The following is a 15342-nucleotide window of genomic DNA, read 5'->3' as shown; positions in this document are numbered from 1 at the left end:
TCAGCTCGACCGACGCCGGGGCCACCCGGCGAACGCGGCGAAGGTGGCGATCACCACCGCCGCGCCGAGCAGCCATCCGGCCAGCACGTCGCTGCTCCAGTGGACGCCGAGCGCGACCCGGCTGAACCCGGTCACCAGGGCGATCGTCAGCGCACCGAGCCAGACCGCCGTACGGGTCGCGGAACGGGGCCGGGTCCGGGGCAGGAACACCACGAGCAGGATCCCGGCGGCGAGCATCGCGTTCAGCGCGTGACCCGACGGGAACGCCAGCCCGGGTGCCTGCGCCACCGGGTCGGGCAGATCCGGTCGCCGTCGGCCGACGAGCAGTTTCAGCAGGGGGCCGAGCAGACCACCGAACACCATTGTGGTGGTGGCCCAGACCGCGAGCCGCCGGGCACCGTCGCGGGCCAGCCAGACCACCAGGACCAACGCGGCGGCCCGCAGGGGCATCGGTGCGAAGAGGTCGGTCCAGAGGCTCATCGCCCGGACCCAGACCGGGTGATCCAGAGCGTATCCGTGCAGCTGAGTCGTGATCGCCAGGTCGAGTCGGCGCAGCGGCGGCCAGTCACTCAGCACCAGCGTCGCGAGCAGGGCGAACGGCGCGACCAGCAACACGCCGGAGACGGCGTGTGCCGACCGTGCGGCCGGCCGGTCGTCCGGCCGTCCGGCATCGTCGGGGTCGGCGGGAGCCGTCGGACCGACTCGCTCGAAGGTGCCCACGGCGATCGTTGTACCCCGCTGGCCGGGCCCATCCCGGCAGATGCGCGAAAAATGCCGCGCTGACGTCAGCGACGGTCGGTCAGCGGTACGACCGCCGGAACCGGCGCAGCATCAACACCGCACCGGTGAGCAGCGCGACGAGGATGGCCAAGCCGATCCAGAGCCGCTCCGAGCCGGCGTCGTCCGGCGAACCGGCGGCCCGGGCCCGCCACCGGGTCTCCTGCCCGGAGCCGGTCAGACCGAGTTGTTCGGCGTCGGGATCGCCCGTCGTCGCGGAGCCGGGCGCGGGACCGAAGCCGGTCACTCCGGGCGGGTCGTTGTCGTCCAGCGGGTTCTCGTACGACGACGGCACCTCGGCGGTCAACGCCGCGACCGGGTCCACCAGACCGAACCCGAACCGCTCGTCCCGACCGGTGGGCCCGATGTCCCTGGCAGTCACCAACAGCCGGTTGACCACGTCACCGGCGGACAGCTGCGGATAGCGGGATCGCACCAGGGCGGCGGTCGCGGCGACCAGCGGCGCCGCGAAGCTGGTGCCCTGCACCCGCCAGTAGCCGCCCGGGGGACGAGCCCCCACCAGCCCGCTGGCGGGGGCGGTGAGGACCGTGGCCCGACCGGTGATCGCGCCGCTCCACAGGTTGTCGCTGTTGCGCTCCAGGCCGGAGACCGCGATGACACCGGGCTCGCGGGCCGGGTACCACACCTTCGCCTCGGGCGAGGTGGCGAGATTCCCGGTGCAGGCGACCACCACGACGTCCCGGGCGAAGGCGTAGTCGATCGCCGCGGCCAGCGCCGCGCTGTCACCGCTGCCGCCGAGCGACAGATTGATCACCTTCGCGCCGTTGTCGACCGCCCAACGCACACCCTTGGCGACGATCAGCGCGTCGTCGTAGCGGTTCTCCGCGTCCAGCACCCGCACGGGCAGGATGCGGGCGTCCGGCGCGAGCCCCACCACGCCGCGGCGGTCGTCGTTGCGCCCCGCGATCAGGCCGGCCACCGTCGTACCGTGCCCGACCGGATCCGCCTCGGCCGCCCCGCTCGGCGCGACCAGGTCGATCCCGGGTAGCACCTGGCCGGTCAGGTCCGGGTGGGAACCGTCCACCCCGGAATCGATCACGGCCACGATCACACCGCGCCCGGTCGAGGTGCGCCAAGCGGTCCGCGCGCCCAGCTTGTCGAGCTGCCACTGCTCGTCGCGGACCTGGTCGGCGCGGCGCGCCGAGTCGGGGTTGTGCGCCACCGGCGTGCCGACCGGAGACACCTGGACCGGTACGGCGGACGCGGGCACGACCGCGATGGCGGCCGACAGCGCGGCGGCGGCCGTCGCGAGCAGCGCGCGGTGGGCGAACCGCCCGGCCCTCGCCGGGCCACGGTGCCGCAGCCTGGTCACATCCTCAGCCATTCGTCGCAGGACACATGACGTTCGGAGATTACCGGTTTCGACCCGCCTACAGGGACGTTCCGTGGAGTCGGCGTCACTGTGGCGGCAGGTGAGCCAGTTGAACCAGGCGTACGCCCTCGCGTCGGGTGAACAGCCGACCGCGCCCGGGCGGCAGCGGACCGGGACGGACCGGACCGACGAGCGCCCCCTCCTCCGGGCTGCCCGACAGCACCAGGCCCGAGGTGGACAGCTCCCGTAACCGCTGCACCAGCGGCTCGTACTGGGCACGGGCGGCACCGCCGGTGCGGCGCGCCAGCACCAGGTGCAGTCCGACGTCGCGGGCGTGCGGCAGGTGTTCCTCCAGCGCCCGCAGCGGGTTCGCCGGCCCACTCGCCACCAGGTCGTAGTCGTCGACCAAGACGAACAGTTCCGGGCCGGACCACCACGACCGCTCCCGCAACTGCGTCGGGCTGACCTGCGGGCCCGGTGCGCGGTCCGCCAGGTAACCGGCGGCCGACTCGACCAGGTCGGCGCTGTGCGCCGCGGCGGTGCCGTAGCCGATCAGATGTTCGGTGGAGATGACGCCGAGCAGGCTGCGTCGGTAGTCCACCAGGATCACCCGCGCCTGTTCCGGCGTGAACCGGGCGACGATCGAGGTGGCCAGGGCGCGCAGGAACGACGACTTGCCGCTCTCGGCGTCGCCGTAGACCACGAGGTGTGGCTCGGTGGCGAAGTCGAGCACCACCGGCCGTAGGTCCGCCTCGGCGACACCGACCGGAATCCGCAGCCCTGTCGTGGCGTCGAGGTCCAGGTCGGCGTAGGGCAGCACGGCCGGAAGCAGCCTGACCGGCGGCGCGACCGGACCGGTCCACGCGGCACCGACCTGCTTCACCAATTCAGCGGTGTCCGTGCCGGTCGTCCGTGGCAGCGCGGTGAGGAAGTGCAGGCCCGCCGAGGTGATGCCCCGCCCCGGGGTCCGCTCCGGCACGTGCGCCGCCGCCCGCCGGGCCACCACCGAGTCGGACGGATCACCGAGGCGCAGTTCCAGCCGGGAGCCGAAGAGATCCCGGATGGCCGGTCGGAAGTCCAGCCAACGCACCGCGGTGGCCACCACGTGCACGCCGTAGGAGAGCCCCCGGGTCGCCAGGTCGGTGATCAGCGGCTCCAGGTCCTCGTACTCGCCGCGCAGGGTCGTCCACCCGTCGACGACGAGGAACACGTCGCCGAACACGTCGATACCGCCCGCGTCGGTGCCGCTGTCGCGTCGCTGTCGCCAGGCGGCCATCGACTCCACGCCCAGCTCGGCGAAGCGGCGCTCCCGGTCGGCGAGCAGGGTGGACATCTCGCCGACGGTACGGCGCACGCCGGTGGGGTCGGCCCGACCGGCGACCCCACCGACGTGCGGCAGGCCACGCACCGAGGCGAGCCCGCCACCACCGAAGTCGAGACAGTAGACCTGCACCTCGGTCGGGGTGTGCGTGAGGGCCAGCGCGCAGACCAGCGTACGCAGCGCGGTGGACTTGCCGCTCTGCGTACCGCCGACCACCGCGACGTGGCCGGCGGCGCCGTCCAGCGCCAACCACAGCACGTCGCGGCGCTGCTCGAAGGGCCGGTCGATGACAGCCACCGGCACCTGGCGGGCACCGTGCAGCTCGGGATTGCCGACGGTCAGCCCCCGGACCGGGTCGACCGTGAGCGGACCGACCAGCTCGTCCAGGGCCGGGGCGGCGTCCAGCGGCGGCAGCCACACCTGGTGCGCCGGCGCGCCCTGCCCGGCCAGCCGGTCGACAAGCAGACGCAGCAGCGTCCGCGGGTCGTCCGTCTCGTCCTCGACAGCCGGTGGGGCCGGTGGCTGCGGCACCGGTGTGACGTGGGTGGAGAAGACGAGCAGCCGGGGACGTTCGGTACCGGCCGCGTCGGCCGCCAGTGCCCGCCGCCGCACCGGGCCGGAGACGTACGCGGTCTTGAACCGGCGCAGCGGCTCGGTGCCGAAGCGCAGGAAGCCGTGCCCCGGCGTCGGGGGCAGTTCGTGCGCGTCGGGCACCCCGAGCACCGTTCGAGACTCCAGCGAGGAGAAGGTCCGCAGACCGATCCGGTAGGACAGGTGAGTGTCCAGCCCGCGCAGCCGTCCCTCCTCCAGCCGCTGGCTCGCCAGCAGCAGATGCACCCCGAGCGACCGGCCCACCCGGCCGATCTGGAGGAACAGGTCGATGAAGTCGGGCTTGGCCGACAACAGCTCGGAGAACTCGTCGCAGATCAGCAGCAGCGACGGCAGCGGGGGCAGCGGGTTGCCGGTCGCCCGGGCCCGCTCGTAGTCGCGCAGGCTGGCGAAGTTGCCGGCGCGGCGCAGCAGCTCCTGCCGGCGGACCAGCTCGCCGTTGATCGCGTCGACCATCCGGTCGACGAGCGGCAACGCGTCGGCCAGATTGGTGATCACGGCGGCGGTGTGCGGCAGGCGGTCGAAGGGCGCGAAGGTGGCCCCACCCTTGAAGTCGACGAGGACGACGTTGAGCTGCTCGGCGGAGTGGGTGGCGGCCAGCCCGAGCACCAGCGTACGAAGCAGCTCGGACTTGCCGGAGCCGGTGGCGCCGATCAGCAACCCGTGCGGGCCCATGCCGCCCTGCGCCGACTCCTTCAGGTCCAACTCGACCGCGCCACCGTCCGGGCCGACGCCGATCGGTACCCGCAGCCGGTCCCGCGGCGATCTCGACACCCACCCCTGTTCGGCGGTGAAGTCCTCCGGCTCACCGATGCCGAGCAGCTCCGGCAGACCCGGCTCGACACCGGGCGCGGCGTCGGCGCCGTTGGTGGCGGCCAGCCGCAGTGGTGCCAGCCGGCGGGCCACCGCCTCGGCCTCGGCGATCTCCAGCGTGTCGGCCGCGCCCACCTCGGCCGACCCGTCGCGGGAGTGGGAGTGCAGTCGACCGTTCCGCAGCTCCAGCAGCAGTGAGAACCGGTCGAGCAGACGCGGCGGCGGGGTGTCCAGGTCGATCAGGGTCACCGCGTCGATGCCGCCGTCCCCGACCAGTTCGGTGGCACCGGTGACGTCGCCGCCGTCGAACACGACCACCAGATGGGGCCCGTCCGTGGCCGGCCCGACCGGGCTGAATCTCGACCGGCTGGCCAGCACCTGGTCGAGCAGCCGTTCCAGCTCCGCCACGGAACTGGCCACCAGCCGCACCGGACCCAGGGCGTCCGCGCGGGTGGGGTGCTGGGCGTGGGGCAACCACTTGACCCACTCCCAGCGGCCGCGTCGTTCCGGCCCGGCACAGACGGCGACCAGCAACTCGTCCGGGGCGTGGAAGACCGCGAGCTGGGTGAGCACGGCCCGGGCCAGCGCCTGCGCGGCCGGCGAGCCGGTGGGGCCGACCGGCGTGGCCCGGACGAAGACCCGGGCGAAGCTGCGCAGCGAGAGGGCCACCGGCAGCTCCGGCACCACCGAGTACGCGTCCAGGAAGCGGCGCAGCGCGCCCGCCGTCATCGGCTCCAGTTCCTCCGGTGGGCGGGTGACCGGCGGCACCAGCGGCGTGGCCAGGGTCTGCGGCCCGACGGCGACCCGGACCACCGCGAAGTCCGGATCCGCCGGCCGCCGCTCCCAGAGCCGGTGGCTGTGCACCGTCGACCAGAGCCGTGACGGATCGGGGTGCCGGTAGCAGAGGCCGGCTCGCTGCCGCTCCACGGTCTGCCGAACCTGCCGACGCAGGGCGGCCAGTTGCCGCAGGTACTCCCGGCGGGCCGTCATCATCTCGGACTTCGTCGGGCTGCCGGAGGAACTGCCCCAGGAGGTCGCCAGCATCGCCAGGGAGGAGAGGCCGAACATGCCGCCGACCACGTACGCGTACGTCCCGCCGCCGCGGCCGAACATCATCGCCATCGCGACCGTGCCGCCGAGCATCGGCAGCACCATCAGCAGCTGGTGCCAGCGGGTGCCGGTGCCGGCCGGAAGCTCCGGGGGCGCCGGCAGCGGCAGGTCACCCACGGGTATGTCGGGCGCCGGGCGTCGTGCCGGCCGCCGGATGACGACAGTGGACACTCGACCTCCCGACTGCGCACGGTGACCCGAGCCTGGCTCATGGTAGGTAAAGTCCTGTCGTCCGCGCAGCAGCAGACCCTCTCGGGATGGAGATGAGTCGATGGCAGTCGGGCTCGCCCGGGTCACCGTCAGCACGCCCCGGCGGCGGGTCGACGTGGCGCTACCGGAGCAGATGCCGCTCGCCGAGCTGCTGCCCGAGGTGCTGCGCCACGCCGGTGAGGGGCTCGCCGACGACGGAGAACAGCACGGCGGCTGGTTGCTCCGGCGAGCCGACGGCACCGTGCTGGTTGGCGGGCAGGCGCTGGCCGCTCAGGGGGTCCGCGACGGTGAGGTGCTGCACCTGGTGCCGGCGCGCACCGAGTGGCCGGAGTTCGAGTACGACGACGTGGTGGAGGCCCTCGCCGACGCCGCCCGCCAGCGGGGCGGAGGCTGGTCATCCGGTGCCACCCGGACGGCGGCCCTCGCCGGTGCCGGTGTCCCGCTCACCGTCGGCCTGCTCGCCCTGGCCGCCGCCGGGCCCGGCGACCCCGCCGGTTGGCCGGCCGCGACGGTGGTGGCGAGCCTGCTGGTGCTGGCCGGCACCGTGTTGTCCCGCGCACAGGGCGACGGGCCGGCCGGCGCCACCGTCGGCGGTCACGCGCTGCCCTACGCGGCGCTCGCCGGTGCCCTCGCGGTCAGCTCGGGCGATCCGGTCGGGCCGGTCGGCGCGCTGCGCTGGATGGGCGCACCCGAGCTGCTCGCCGGGTCGATGGGGTTGCTGCTCGTCTCGGTGCTGGGGCTGTTCGGGGTGGCCACCCGACTGCGGGTCTTCGTGGCCGGCGCGGTGGTGGGCGCGGGGGCCGGATCGGCCGCCCTCGGTGGCCTGTTGCTCGAGCCGGCCGGCGCGGCCGCTGTCCTGCTGTGCGCGTTGACCTTCGCCGTCGGGGCCGCTCCGCTGCTGGCCATCCGGCTGGGCAGGGTGCCGTTGCCGCCGATCACCCTGCCCACTGATCCGCCGGACGACTCGGATCGGGCCCGTGAGCTGCCGGATCGGGGTCGGGTGCGGGCGGCGGTGGCCCGCACCGAGGAGATGCTCACCGGCATGTTGATCGGCCAGGCCGTGCTGACCGTCGGCGCGGTCGTGATCCTCGTCGGCACCGGGGGCGTCGCCGGTTGGCTGCTGGTCGGGGTGACCTCGACGGTGCTGCTGCTACGTGCCCGGCTCTTCACCACGGTCCAGCACCGGATCGCGCCGGTGCTCGCCGGCCTGGCTGGGTACGCGGTCCTCGGCGGGGTACTGGCCGGAACGGCCGACGCGGCGGTCCGGCTGATCCTGGTCGCCGGCGGGCTGCTGGTCGCGCTGCTGGTGGTGGCGGTCGGCACGACGTACGCCCGCCGGCCGGTCTCCCCGTACGTCGGACGGGTCACCGACCTGGCCGACACCCTGCTGGTGGTTTCGGTGGTGCCGGTCGCCTGCGCGGTGCTCGGCCTCTACGGACGGGCCCGGGGGCTGCTCGGCTGAGCGTCCCCGGGCCTCGCCGGAGACGTCAGTGGGTGGACTCGCCGCGTTCCTCGGCCTCCCTGGCGCGCCGGTACGAAGCCTGAATCTCCGCCTCGGCCTCGGTCCGACCCACCCAGGTGGCGCCCTCCACGGACTTGCCCGGCTCAAGATCCTTGTACACCTCGAAGAAGTGCTGGATCTCCAGCCGATCGAACTCGCCGAGGTGGTGGATGTCGCGCAGGTGCTCCTGCCGCGGATCCTCGTAGGGAACGCAGAGGACCTTGTCGTCGCCGCCCTTCTCGTCCGTCATCCGGAACATGCCGATCGTGCGGCACCGGATCAGGCAGCCTGGGAAGGTCGGCTCGGGCACCAGCACCAGGGCGTCGAGCGGGTCGCCGTCCTCACCCAGGGTGCCCTCGATGAAGCCGTAGTCGGCCGGGTACTGCGTGGAGGTGAAGAGGGTGCGGTCCAGCCGGATCCGCCCGGTCACGTGGTCCACCTCGTACTTGTTGCGGTGACCCTTGGGGATCTCAACCGTCACGTCGAAATCCATCTGCACGCTCCCTCGTTGGCCCACGCTGGCTTGACGGAACCGGCGGCAGAGCAGGGAGGTGATTGCCAACCCACCGACTCCGGCCGCCGCATAGTCTTCGGACCGAAGTAGTGTCACCCAGGCCGGTTCCCGGTGGGGGAGGAGGGGGTCGTGGGGAGGGAAGATTCACACTACCGTCCCGGCGGTGCCGCCGAGGGCGGTGCGAAACGACCGCCGGCCAAGCCGGTCGCCGGGCGGGTTCCGGTGCCGGACGCGCAGATCCTCCGACCACAACCCCCGACGCCACCCGTCACACCGACACCCGTGAACCGGTCCGAGGCGAACCCGCCCCTGGACACCACGTCGCCGACGACACCGCCTCGGGGTGCCGCCTCCGGACGGGTCGCCGCGCCCGGCGAGGTCACCCCGACGAGCCCGGCCGCGCCCGGCGAGGTCACCCCGACAAGTCCGGCCGCGCCCGATGGTGCCGCCCCGACGAGCCCGGCCGCCGGTCCGGTCGCCGCCGTCCCCACGAGTCCGGCCGGACCATCGACCGGATCGGCATCCGTGCCGGTGAGCCCAGCGCCGGTTGGGCCGGGTGTGGGCCCTACCGGTGAACCACCGGCCGGCGTCGCACCACCACTGGCCGGCGTCGCACCAGCACCGGTCGGCTCGGCAGCGCGCCGACGGCTGCCGCTGGTCCTCGCCGCCGTGCTGGTGCTCGTGCTGGTCGCCGTGGGCCTGGTCGTGGTCCGACCCGGGCCGGTGGGGAGCTGGTTGGGCGACTCGCCCGCGACACCGGCGGCCACCGGTGCGGTGGAGCCCGCGCCGGTCCCGGTGCTGGCCGCCGCCGACATCGGCGCGCCGCCGCCCAGCACGGACGGGCTCCGGACCACCCTCGAACCGCTGATCGACGACGCCGCGCTGGGTGGCCGGGTGAACGTGGCGGTGGCCGACGCCCTCACCGGGGAGATGCTCTTCGACCGCGGTGGCCGGGCGGGGACCGTGCCGGCCTCGGTGACCAAGCTGTTGACCGCCGTGACGGTGTTGACCGCCCGGGGTCCCGGCCATCGGATCCCGACCCGGGCGGTGGCGGGCGCACAACCCGGTGAGGTGGTTCTGGTCGGTGGCGGGGACCCGACGTTGGCCGCCGACACGAAGGGCTTCTACCCGGGCGCGGCCAACCTCACCGACCTCGCCGACCAGGTCCGGAAGGCGCTGGGCGGGGTCGCACCCAGCAGAGTCGTCGTCGACTCCTCGCGCTACTCCGGCCCGGTCCACGAACCCGGCTGGGACGACGACATTCCCACCGGCGGGTACGGCGGGGCGATCACCGCGTTGATGCTGGACGGAGCGCGCGAGAATCCGAAGGCCGGCCCCGGCTGGGCCGAACGCGTCGCCGAACCGGACCTGGTCGCCGGCCGTGCCTTCGCCAAACTGCTCGGGGTGCCGGTCGACACCGTACGCAAGGGCACCGCCCCGCCGACGCCGACCGGGACGACCGCGACGGAACCGGTCGGCGGCGGCGGGCCCGGTGCCGAACTCGGCGTGGTGCACTCGCCGCCGCTGATCCGGCTGGTCGACATCATGATCAGCGATAGCGACAACATCGTCGCCGAGGCGCTGGCCCGCCAGGTCGCCCTGGCCCGCGATCGGCCGGCCTCCTTCGACGGTGCGGCGACGGCGATGACCGAGGTGGTGTCGGAGCTGGGGCTGCCGGCCGGCGGACTCGACCTGGCGGACGGCAGCGGACTGTCCCGGAAGAACCTGATCAGCCCGGTCCTGCTGACCGAGCTGTTGGCGCTGGCGGCGAGCCCGGACCGGCCCGAGCTCGCCGGCATCTTCGGGGGGCTGCCGGTCGCGGGCTGGTCCGGCACCCTGCGTGACCGGTACGGTGCGGCACCCGGCACGGCCGCCGGTGCCGGTGTGGTCCGCGCCAAGACCGGCACGTTGACCCGGGTGCACGCGATCGCGGGAGTGGTGACCACCACCGAAGGCCGCCTGCTCACCTTCGCGGTGCTCACCGACGACGTGCCGCCGGACGGGATGGAGCCGGCCCGGGCCGCGCTGGACCGGATCGCCGCCGCGCTGGCCGGCTGCGGCTGCCGCTGAGCGGCCCGACGGCCACCGGTCCGGCGTTGCGCAATGGCGGAGCGGCGTGCGGCCCGGCCCCGCGACCGGCCGCCGTCACCCGACCGGCGGACCGGCACCGGGTCGGCCGGCCGGGTGGAGTGTCGCGGCGCGGGTACGGTGGGTCGCATGGCGCAGTTCGTGGACTGGGATCTGGCTACCGCGACGGCGGGGGCTCTGGGCAAGTCGGGCCCCCGGGTGACGTACGCCGAAGCCACCGAGGTGGTTTCCGAGCTGCGCCGGCTGACCGACGAGGCGGCCGGGCACGTCGCCGACTACACCGGGCTGACCTCGCAGGTCGCCCACCCGCCGGTACGGGTGGTCGATCGGCGGGACTGGGCGGCGACGAACATCGCCGGCCTCCGTGAGGTGATCACCCCGCTGGTCGGTCGGCTCACCGAGGACAAACAACCCGGTGTGCTCACCGAGGCGATCGGTTCCCGGGTGACCGGGGTGCAGGCCGGCACCGTGCTGGCCTACCTCTCCGGCCGGGTCCTCGGGCAGTACGAGGTCTTCTCCGCCGACCCCGGACAGCTGCTGCTGGTCGCGCCGAACATCGTGGAGGTGGAGCGCAAGCTCGCAGCGGATCCACGCGACTTCCGGCTCTGGGTCTGCCTGCACGAGGTGACCCACCGGACGCAGTTCACCGCCGTGCCCTGGATGCGGGCCTACTTCCTCGGTGAGGTGCAGGCGTTCGTCGACGCTGCCCAGGGCGGCGAGCACCTGCTGGAGCGGCTGCGTCGGGGGGTGAGCACCCTCGCCGACGCGGTCCGCGACCCGCAGAGCCGGTCCAGCGTGCTGGACATCGTGCAGACGCCGGGGCAGCGTGCCGTGCTGGACCGGCTGACCGCCCTGATGACGCTGCTCGAGGGGCACGCCGAGTTCGTGATGGACGGCGTCGGACCACAGGTGATCCCGAGTGTGGAGCGGATCCGGGCCGGCTTCAACCGGCGGCGCGAGGCCGGTAACCCGGTCGAGAAGGCGATCCGGCGGCTGATCGGCATCGACGTCAAGATGCGGCAGTACGCCGAGGGCCGCAGGTTCGTGCACGCCGTGGTGGACCGGGTCGGCATGGCCGGCTTCAACCGGGTCTTCGAGTCGCCGCTGACCCTGCCCCGGCTGTCCGAGCTGAGCGAACCGGATGCCTGGGTGGCGCGGGTGCACGGGCCGGTCGGCCCGGTGCCGACGGCCGGCTGAGCGCGTCGCCGCGCCGATGGCTCCGCTCGCCCCGCCGGTGGCCGCGATCCGGATCGCGGTCCGGCGTGCGTTGGCCGACCTGCCGACGGACGGCCCGGTGCTGGTCGCCTGCTCGGGTGGGGCCGACTCGCTGGCCCTGGCCGCGGCCACCGCGTTCGTGGCACCCCGGGCCGGCCGTACCGCCGGGCTGGTCACCGTCGACCACGGCTTGCAGGTCGGGTCGCGGGGGCGGGCCGAGGCGGTGGGGCGCTGGGCGGAGGCGGCCGGTATGTCGCCGGTGGAGGTGGTCCGCGTCGAGGTCACCGGTCGGCCCGGTGGCCCCGAGGCGGCCGCCCGCGACGCCCGCTACCAGGCGCTGGCGGAGATCGCCAAGGCACACGGCGCCTCGGCCCTGCTGACCGGTCACACCCGGGACGACCAGGCGGAGACGGTACTGCTCGCGCTGGCCCGGGGCGCCGGCCCGCGCGGACTCGCCGGCATGCCGGCCCGCCGGGATCTCGCCGGCATTCCCCTCGTACGGCCGCTGTTGGAGATCGGGCGGGCGGAGACCCGGGCGGCCTGCGCGGCCCTCGGGCTGGTGCCCTGGGACGACCCGCACAACAGCGACCCGGCGTACGCCCGTTCCCGGGTCCGGTCCGACGTGTTGCCCGTGCTGGTCCGGGCGCTCGGCCCGGGTGTGCTGGACAACCTCGCCCGTACCGCCACGCTGGTGGCGGCGGACAACGCGGTGCTGGACGAACTCGCCGCCGCGGCGCTTGGTCAGGCCCGGCACCCCGACGGCGGCCTGGCCACCCGGAACCTCGCGGCCCTGGCGCCCGCGGTGCGCGCTCGGGTGCTGCGGGCCTGGGCGCACGAGTTGGGCGCGCCGCCGGCCGCACTGTCGCACCGCCACGTCGCCGCACTCGACGCCCTGGTCACGGCGTGGCGGGGCCAGCGAGCCAGCTACCTGCCGGGTGGGTTGCGGGTGCTCCGCCGCGGCGATCGGCTGCTGTCGGCGTCATCCCCGGCTTCGACGGCCGGCCGAACGTCGGCGTCATCCCCGGCTTGGTTGGCCGACCGAACGTCGGCGCCTCCGGTGGCGGGGACAGCGACCGGCGAGGCGGTCGTCGAAGCATGATCCATCCCCGGCAACCGCTCTACGCGCCGCGCGGCGCCGTGGCCACCAGCCAGCCGCTGGCCGTGGCCGCCGGGCTGGCCGTGCTGCGCCGCGGTGGCAACGCCGTGGACGCGGCGCTGGCCACCGCCAGCACGCTCACCGCGGTGCAACCACCCTCCAACGACATCGGTGGTGACCTCTTCGCCATCGTCTGGGACGGCGAGCGGCTGCACGGCCTGAACGCCTCCGGCCGCTCACCCGCCGGGCTGACCCGGGACCTGGTCCTCGCGGCGACCGGCGGTCGAGGCACCGAGCCTCCCGAGGCGTTGGGTGGGGCACAGGCGGTCGGCCCGGCGATGCCGGCCCGGGGCTGGTTGCCGGTGACCGTACCGGGCGTGCCGGCGGGCTGGCGCGACCTGCACGAGCGATTCGGTTCGCTGCCGTTCGCGGAGCTGTTCGCCGACGCCATCGGCTACGCGGAGCGGGGACACCCCGTCTCCACCGCGACGGCGGCGGCCTGGTCCCGCGCGGTCGCCGGGCACGCCGGGCTGTCCGGTCCCGAGTACGCGGAGTTCGGGCGGGTCTTCGCACCGCAGGGGCGGGCTCCCCGCGCGGGGGAGCGGTGGCGCAACCCGGACGCGGCACTGACGCTGCGACTGATCGCCGACAGCCGGGCGGAGGAGTTCTACCGGGGACGGATCGCGGCGGCCCTGGCCGATCACGCCGCCCGTACCGGCGGGCTGCTCACGGCGACGGACCTGGCACAGCACGCCAGCGTCTGGGTCGACCCGGTGTCCGTGCGTTACCGGGGCCACGAGGTCTGGGAACTGCCGCCGAACGGGCAGGGACTGGCCGCCCTGCTCGCCCTGGGCATCCTGGACGGATCGGACCCGGCGGACGGGTCGCGGTGGCTGCACCGGCAGATCGAGGCGGTCAAGGTGGGCTTCGCCGACGCGCACGCCCACGTGGCCGACCCCGATCTTGCCCCGGTCCCGCCCGGGCTGCTCAGCCCGGAGCATCTGGCCCGGCGCCGCGCGGCGATCACCGAGGCGGCGGCCGAGACGGTGACCGGCGCACCGGAGCGCGGTGGGACGGTCTACCTCTGTACCGCCGACGAGAGCGGGATGATGGTCAGCCTGATCCAGTCCACCTACCTCGCCTTCGGCTCCCACGTGGTGCTGCCCGGATACGGCTTCGCGCTGCAGAATCGGGGTCTCGGCTTCCGGCTCGACGTGGGGCATCCCAACGCGGTCGGCCCGGCGAAGCGGCCGTATCACACGATCATTCCGGGTTTCCTGACTCGGCAGGGCGTGCCGGTGGGGCCGTTCGGGGTGATGGGTGGGCACATGCAGCCCCAGGGCCACGTCCAACTGGTCTCGGCGACCGTGGACGCGGGCCTCGACCCGCAGGCGGCGCTGGACGCCCCACGCTGGTACTGGCACGCGGGCCGCTCGCTGCTGGTCGAGGAACAACTGGTGGCCGGGCCCGGTGGCGCCGCACTCCTGGCCGACCTGCGGGAGCGGGGCCACCAGGTGACCGTCGCGTCCGATCCCACCGTCTTCGGCTACGGGCAGGCGATCTGGCGACGCGCCGACGGCGGGTTCGTGGTCGGCTCCGAGTCCCGGGTGGACGGCGCGGCCGCCGGATTCTGACCGGCACGATCCTCAGGCGCCGGGTCAACCGGTAGCAGCACGGTCCCGGAACGTGCCGCGGTACGCCTGCGGCGTGGCACCGACCCGGCGGGTGAAGTGGTGCCTCAGGACGGCGGCGTCGCCGAACCCGGCCCGTTCGGCGACCCCCTCGACCGTGAGCGCGGTGTCCTCCAACAGCCGGCGGGCCAGCAGGACGCGTTGGTTGGTCAGCCAGTCGTGCGGGGTGGTGCCGGTCTCCGCGCGGAAGCGGCGGGCGAACGTCCGAGGGGCCATCCCGGCCCGTGCGGCCAACTCGTCGACCGTGGTCTGCCGGTCCAGATGGCCCATCAACCATTCCAGCACCGGTTCCAGGGTGGGCGCCTCCGGCGCCTTCGGAATCGGTGCCTCGATGTACTGGGCCTGCCCGCCGTCGCGGTGCGGAGGCACCACCATCCGGCGGGCGAGTCGGGTGGCGGTGGCCGAGCCGTGCGCCTGGCGTACCAGGTGCAGGCAGGCGTCGATGCCGGCGGCGGTGCCCGCGCTGGTGAGCAGCCGGCCGTCCTGTACGTAGAGCGAGTTGCAGCGCACCCGGGCGCTCGGGTGGCGGCGCTGCAACTCGTCGACGTGTCGCCAGTGGGTGGTGCACTCCCGCCCGTCGAGCAGTCCCGCCTCGCCCAGCAGGTACGCGCCGGCGCACACGCTGAACAGGTACGCGCCCCGATCGGCGGCTCGACGCAGCGCCTCGTGGACCTCGACCGGCGCGGTGGTGGTCGGATCGTGCGCGGGAACGGCCACCAGGTCCGCCTGCTCCAGCGGAGCCAGATCGGCGTTCGGCACCAGATGGAAACCGGCGGAGGTGCGTACCGGGGCCTGCCGGGGACCACACACGTCGAAGCGGTAACCCGGTAGCCCGTCGGCGGTGCGGTCGGTACCGAACACCTCGGCGAGCACGCCGAGTTCGAACGGCGCGACACCGTCCAGGACGAGTACGGCCACCGAACGCAGCATGTGACGAGGGTAACCGCACGGGTGGCAGAAAATCGAGTAGGAGTGGCATTCCTGCCACTGTCGGCGAGGGGACGGGATGCCCAGACTGGCAGTTGTCCGGTGCGCACCGGCGGCGACACGACAACCGCAGACGT

9 protein-coding genes and 1 pseudogene are annotated in these 15342 nt (G+C 74.1%); 5 read left to right on the top strand and 5 right to left on the bottom strand.

Going from position 1 to position 15342, the window contains the following annotated elements; all coding sequences use genetic code 11:
• The 3 genes from O7605_RS08045 to eccCa form a co-directional block, all read right to left on the bottom strand.
• A complete protein-coding gene (locus tag O7605_RS08045; RefSeq protein ID WP_443083887.1) occupies window positions 1-720 on the bottom strand; it encodes a phosphatase PAP2 family protein in 720 nt (239 codons plus the stop codon).
• A 79-nt stretch (window positions 721-799) separates the two neighbouring features.
• Window positions 800-2122 carry a type VII secretion-associated serine protease mycosin gene (gene mycP / locus O7605_RS08040; RefSeq protein ID WP_269738575.1) on the bottom strand — a complete coding sequence of 441 codons (1323 nt, stop codon included), beginning with the start codon at window positions 2120-2122 and terminating at the stop codon, window positions 800-802.
• A gap of 73 nt (window positions 2123-2195) precedes the next feature.
• Window positions 2196-6134, bottom strand: coding sequence for a type VII secretion protein EccCa (gene eccCa, locus O7605_RS08035; protein WP_269738574.1), 3939 nt, complete (start codon window positions 6132-6134; stop codon window positions 2196-2198).
• Between the two features lie 100 nt (window positions 6135-6234).
• On the opposite strand from eccCa, the gene eccD reads away from it, so the two are divergent.
• Window positions 6235-7635, top strand: coding sequence for a type VII secretion integral membrane protein EccD (gene eccD, locus O7605_RS08030; RefSeq protein WP_269738573.1), 1401 nt, complete (start codon window positions 6235-6237; stop codon window positions 7633-7635).
• 25 nt (window positions 7636-7660) lie between these two features.
• Here the strand turns inward: eccD and O7605_RS08025 are convergent, their stop codons facing one another.
• Window positions 7661-8167 (bottom strand): inorganic diphosphatase, encoded by a 507-nt coding sequence (locus tag O7605_RS08025; protein ID WP_093409905.1) that lies wholly within the window; start codon window positions 8165-8167, stop codon window positions 7661-7663.
• Window positions 8168-8788: 621 nt separating this feature from the next.
• Between O7605_RS08025 and dacB the strand changes: the two genes are divergently transcribed.
• The 4 genes and pseudogenes from dacB to O7605_RS08005 all read left to right on the top strand — a co-directional run bounded on the left by dacB (window position 8789) and on the right by O7605_RS08005 (window position 14221).
• The gene (gene dacB, locus O7605_RS08020; RefSeq protein ID WP_269738757.1) at window positions 8789-10258 is read left to right on the top strand and encodes a D-alanyl-D-alanine carboxypeptidase/D-alanyl-D-alanine endopeptidase; all 1470 of its coding nucleotides are present in this window, start codon (window positions 8789-8791) and stop codon (window positions 10256-10258) included.
• Between the two features lie 147 nt (window positions 10259-10405).
• Window positions 10406-11473: a zinc-dependent metalloprotease gene (locus tag O7605_RS08015; RefSeq protein ID WP_269738572.1), complete on the top strand. Its 1068-nt coding sequence runs from the start codon at window positions 10406-10408 to the stop codon at window positions 11471-11473.
• Between the two features lie 16 nt (window positions 11474-11489).
• Window positions 11490-12461 (top strand): annotated as a pseudogene (tilS, locus tag O7605_RS08010) (tRNA lysidine(34) synthetase TilS); the annotation flags it as partial.
• Between the two features lie 125 nt (window positions 12462-12586).
• Complete coding sequence (locus O7605_RS08005) at window positions 12587-14221, top strand: gamma-glutamyltransferase family protein (RefSeq protein ID WP_269738571.1); 1635 nt, start codon at window positions 12587-12589, stop codon at window positions 14219-14221.
• 24 nt (window positions 14222-14245) lie between these two features.
• Here the strand turns inward: O7605_RS08005 and O7605_RS08000 are convergent, their stop codons facing one another.
• On the bottom strand, window positions 14246-15208 hold the full coding sequence (locus O7605_RS08000; RefSeq protein WP_269738570.1) for a GlxA family transcriptional regulator: 963 nt from the start codon (window positions 15206-15208) through the stop codon (window positions 14246-14248).
• Between the last annotated feature and the right edge of the window lie 134 nt (window positions 15209-15342).

It is taken from the genome of Verrucosispora sp. WMMA2121 (assembly GCF_027460185.1).
Lineage (GTDB): Bacteria > Actinomycetota > Actinomycetes > Mycobacteriales > Micromonosporaceae > Micromonospora > Micromonospora palythoicola.
Note: the sequence above shows the minus strand (reverse complement) of the source record. Positions and strands in the feature narration are given on the sequence as shown.

Bases quoted from the DNA above. Each gene is read 5' to 3' on its own strand.
- O7605_RS08000 (WP_269738570.1), bottom strand. From the start codon at position 15,208: ATGCTGCGTTCGGTGGCCGTACTCGTCCTGGACGGTGTCGCGCCGTTC.
- mycP (WP_269738575.1), bottom strand. From the start codon at position 2,122: ATGGCTGAGGATGTGACCAGGCTGCGGCACCGTGGCCCGGCGAGGGCC.
- O7605_RS08005 (WP_269738571.1), top strand. From the start codon at position 12,587: ATGATCCATCCCCGGCAACCGCTCTACGCGCCGCGCGGCGCCGTGGCC.
- O7605_RS08015 (WP_269738572.1), top strand. From the start codon at position 10,406: ATGGCGCAGTTCGTGGACTGGGATCTGGCTACCGCGACGGCGGGGGCT.
- O7605_RS08025 (WP_093409905.1), bottom strand. From the start codon at position 8,167: ATGGATTTCGACGTGACGGTTGAGATCCCCAAGGGTCACCGCAACAAG.
- eccD (WP_269738573.1), top strand. From the start codon at position 6,235: ATGGCAGTCGGGCTCGCCCGGGTCACCGTCAGCACGCCCCGGCGGCGG.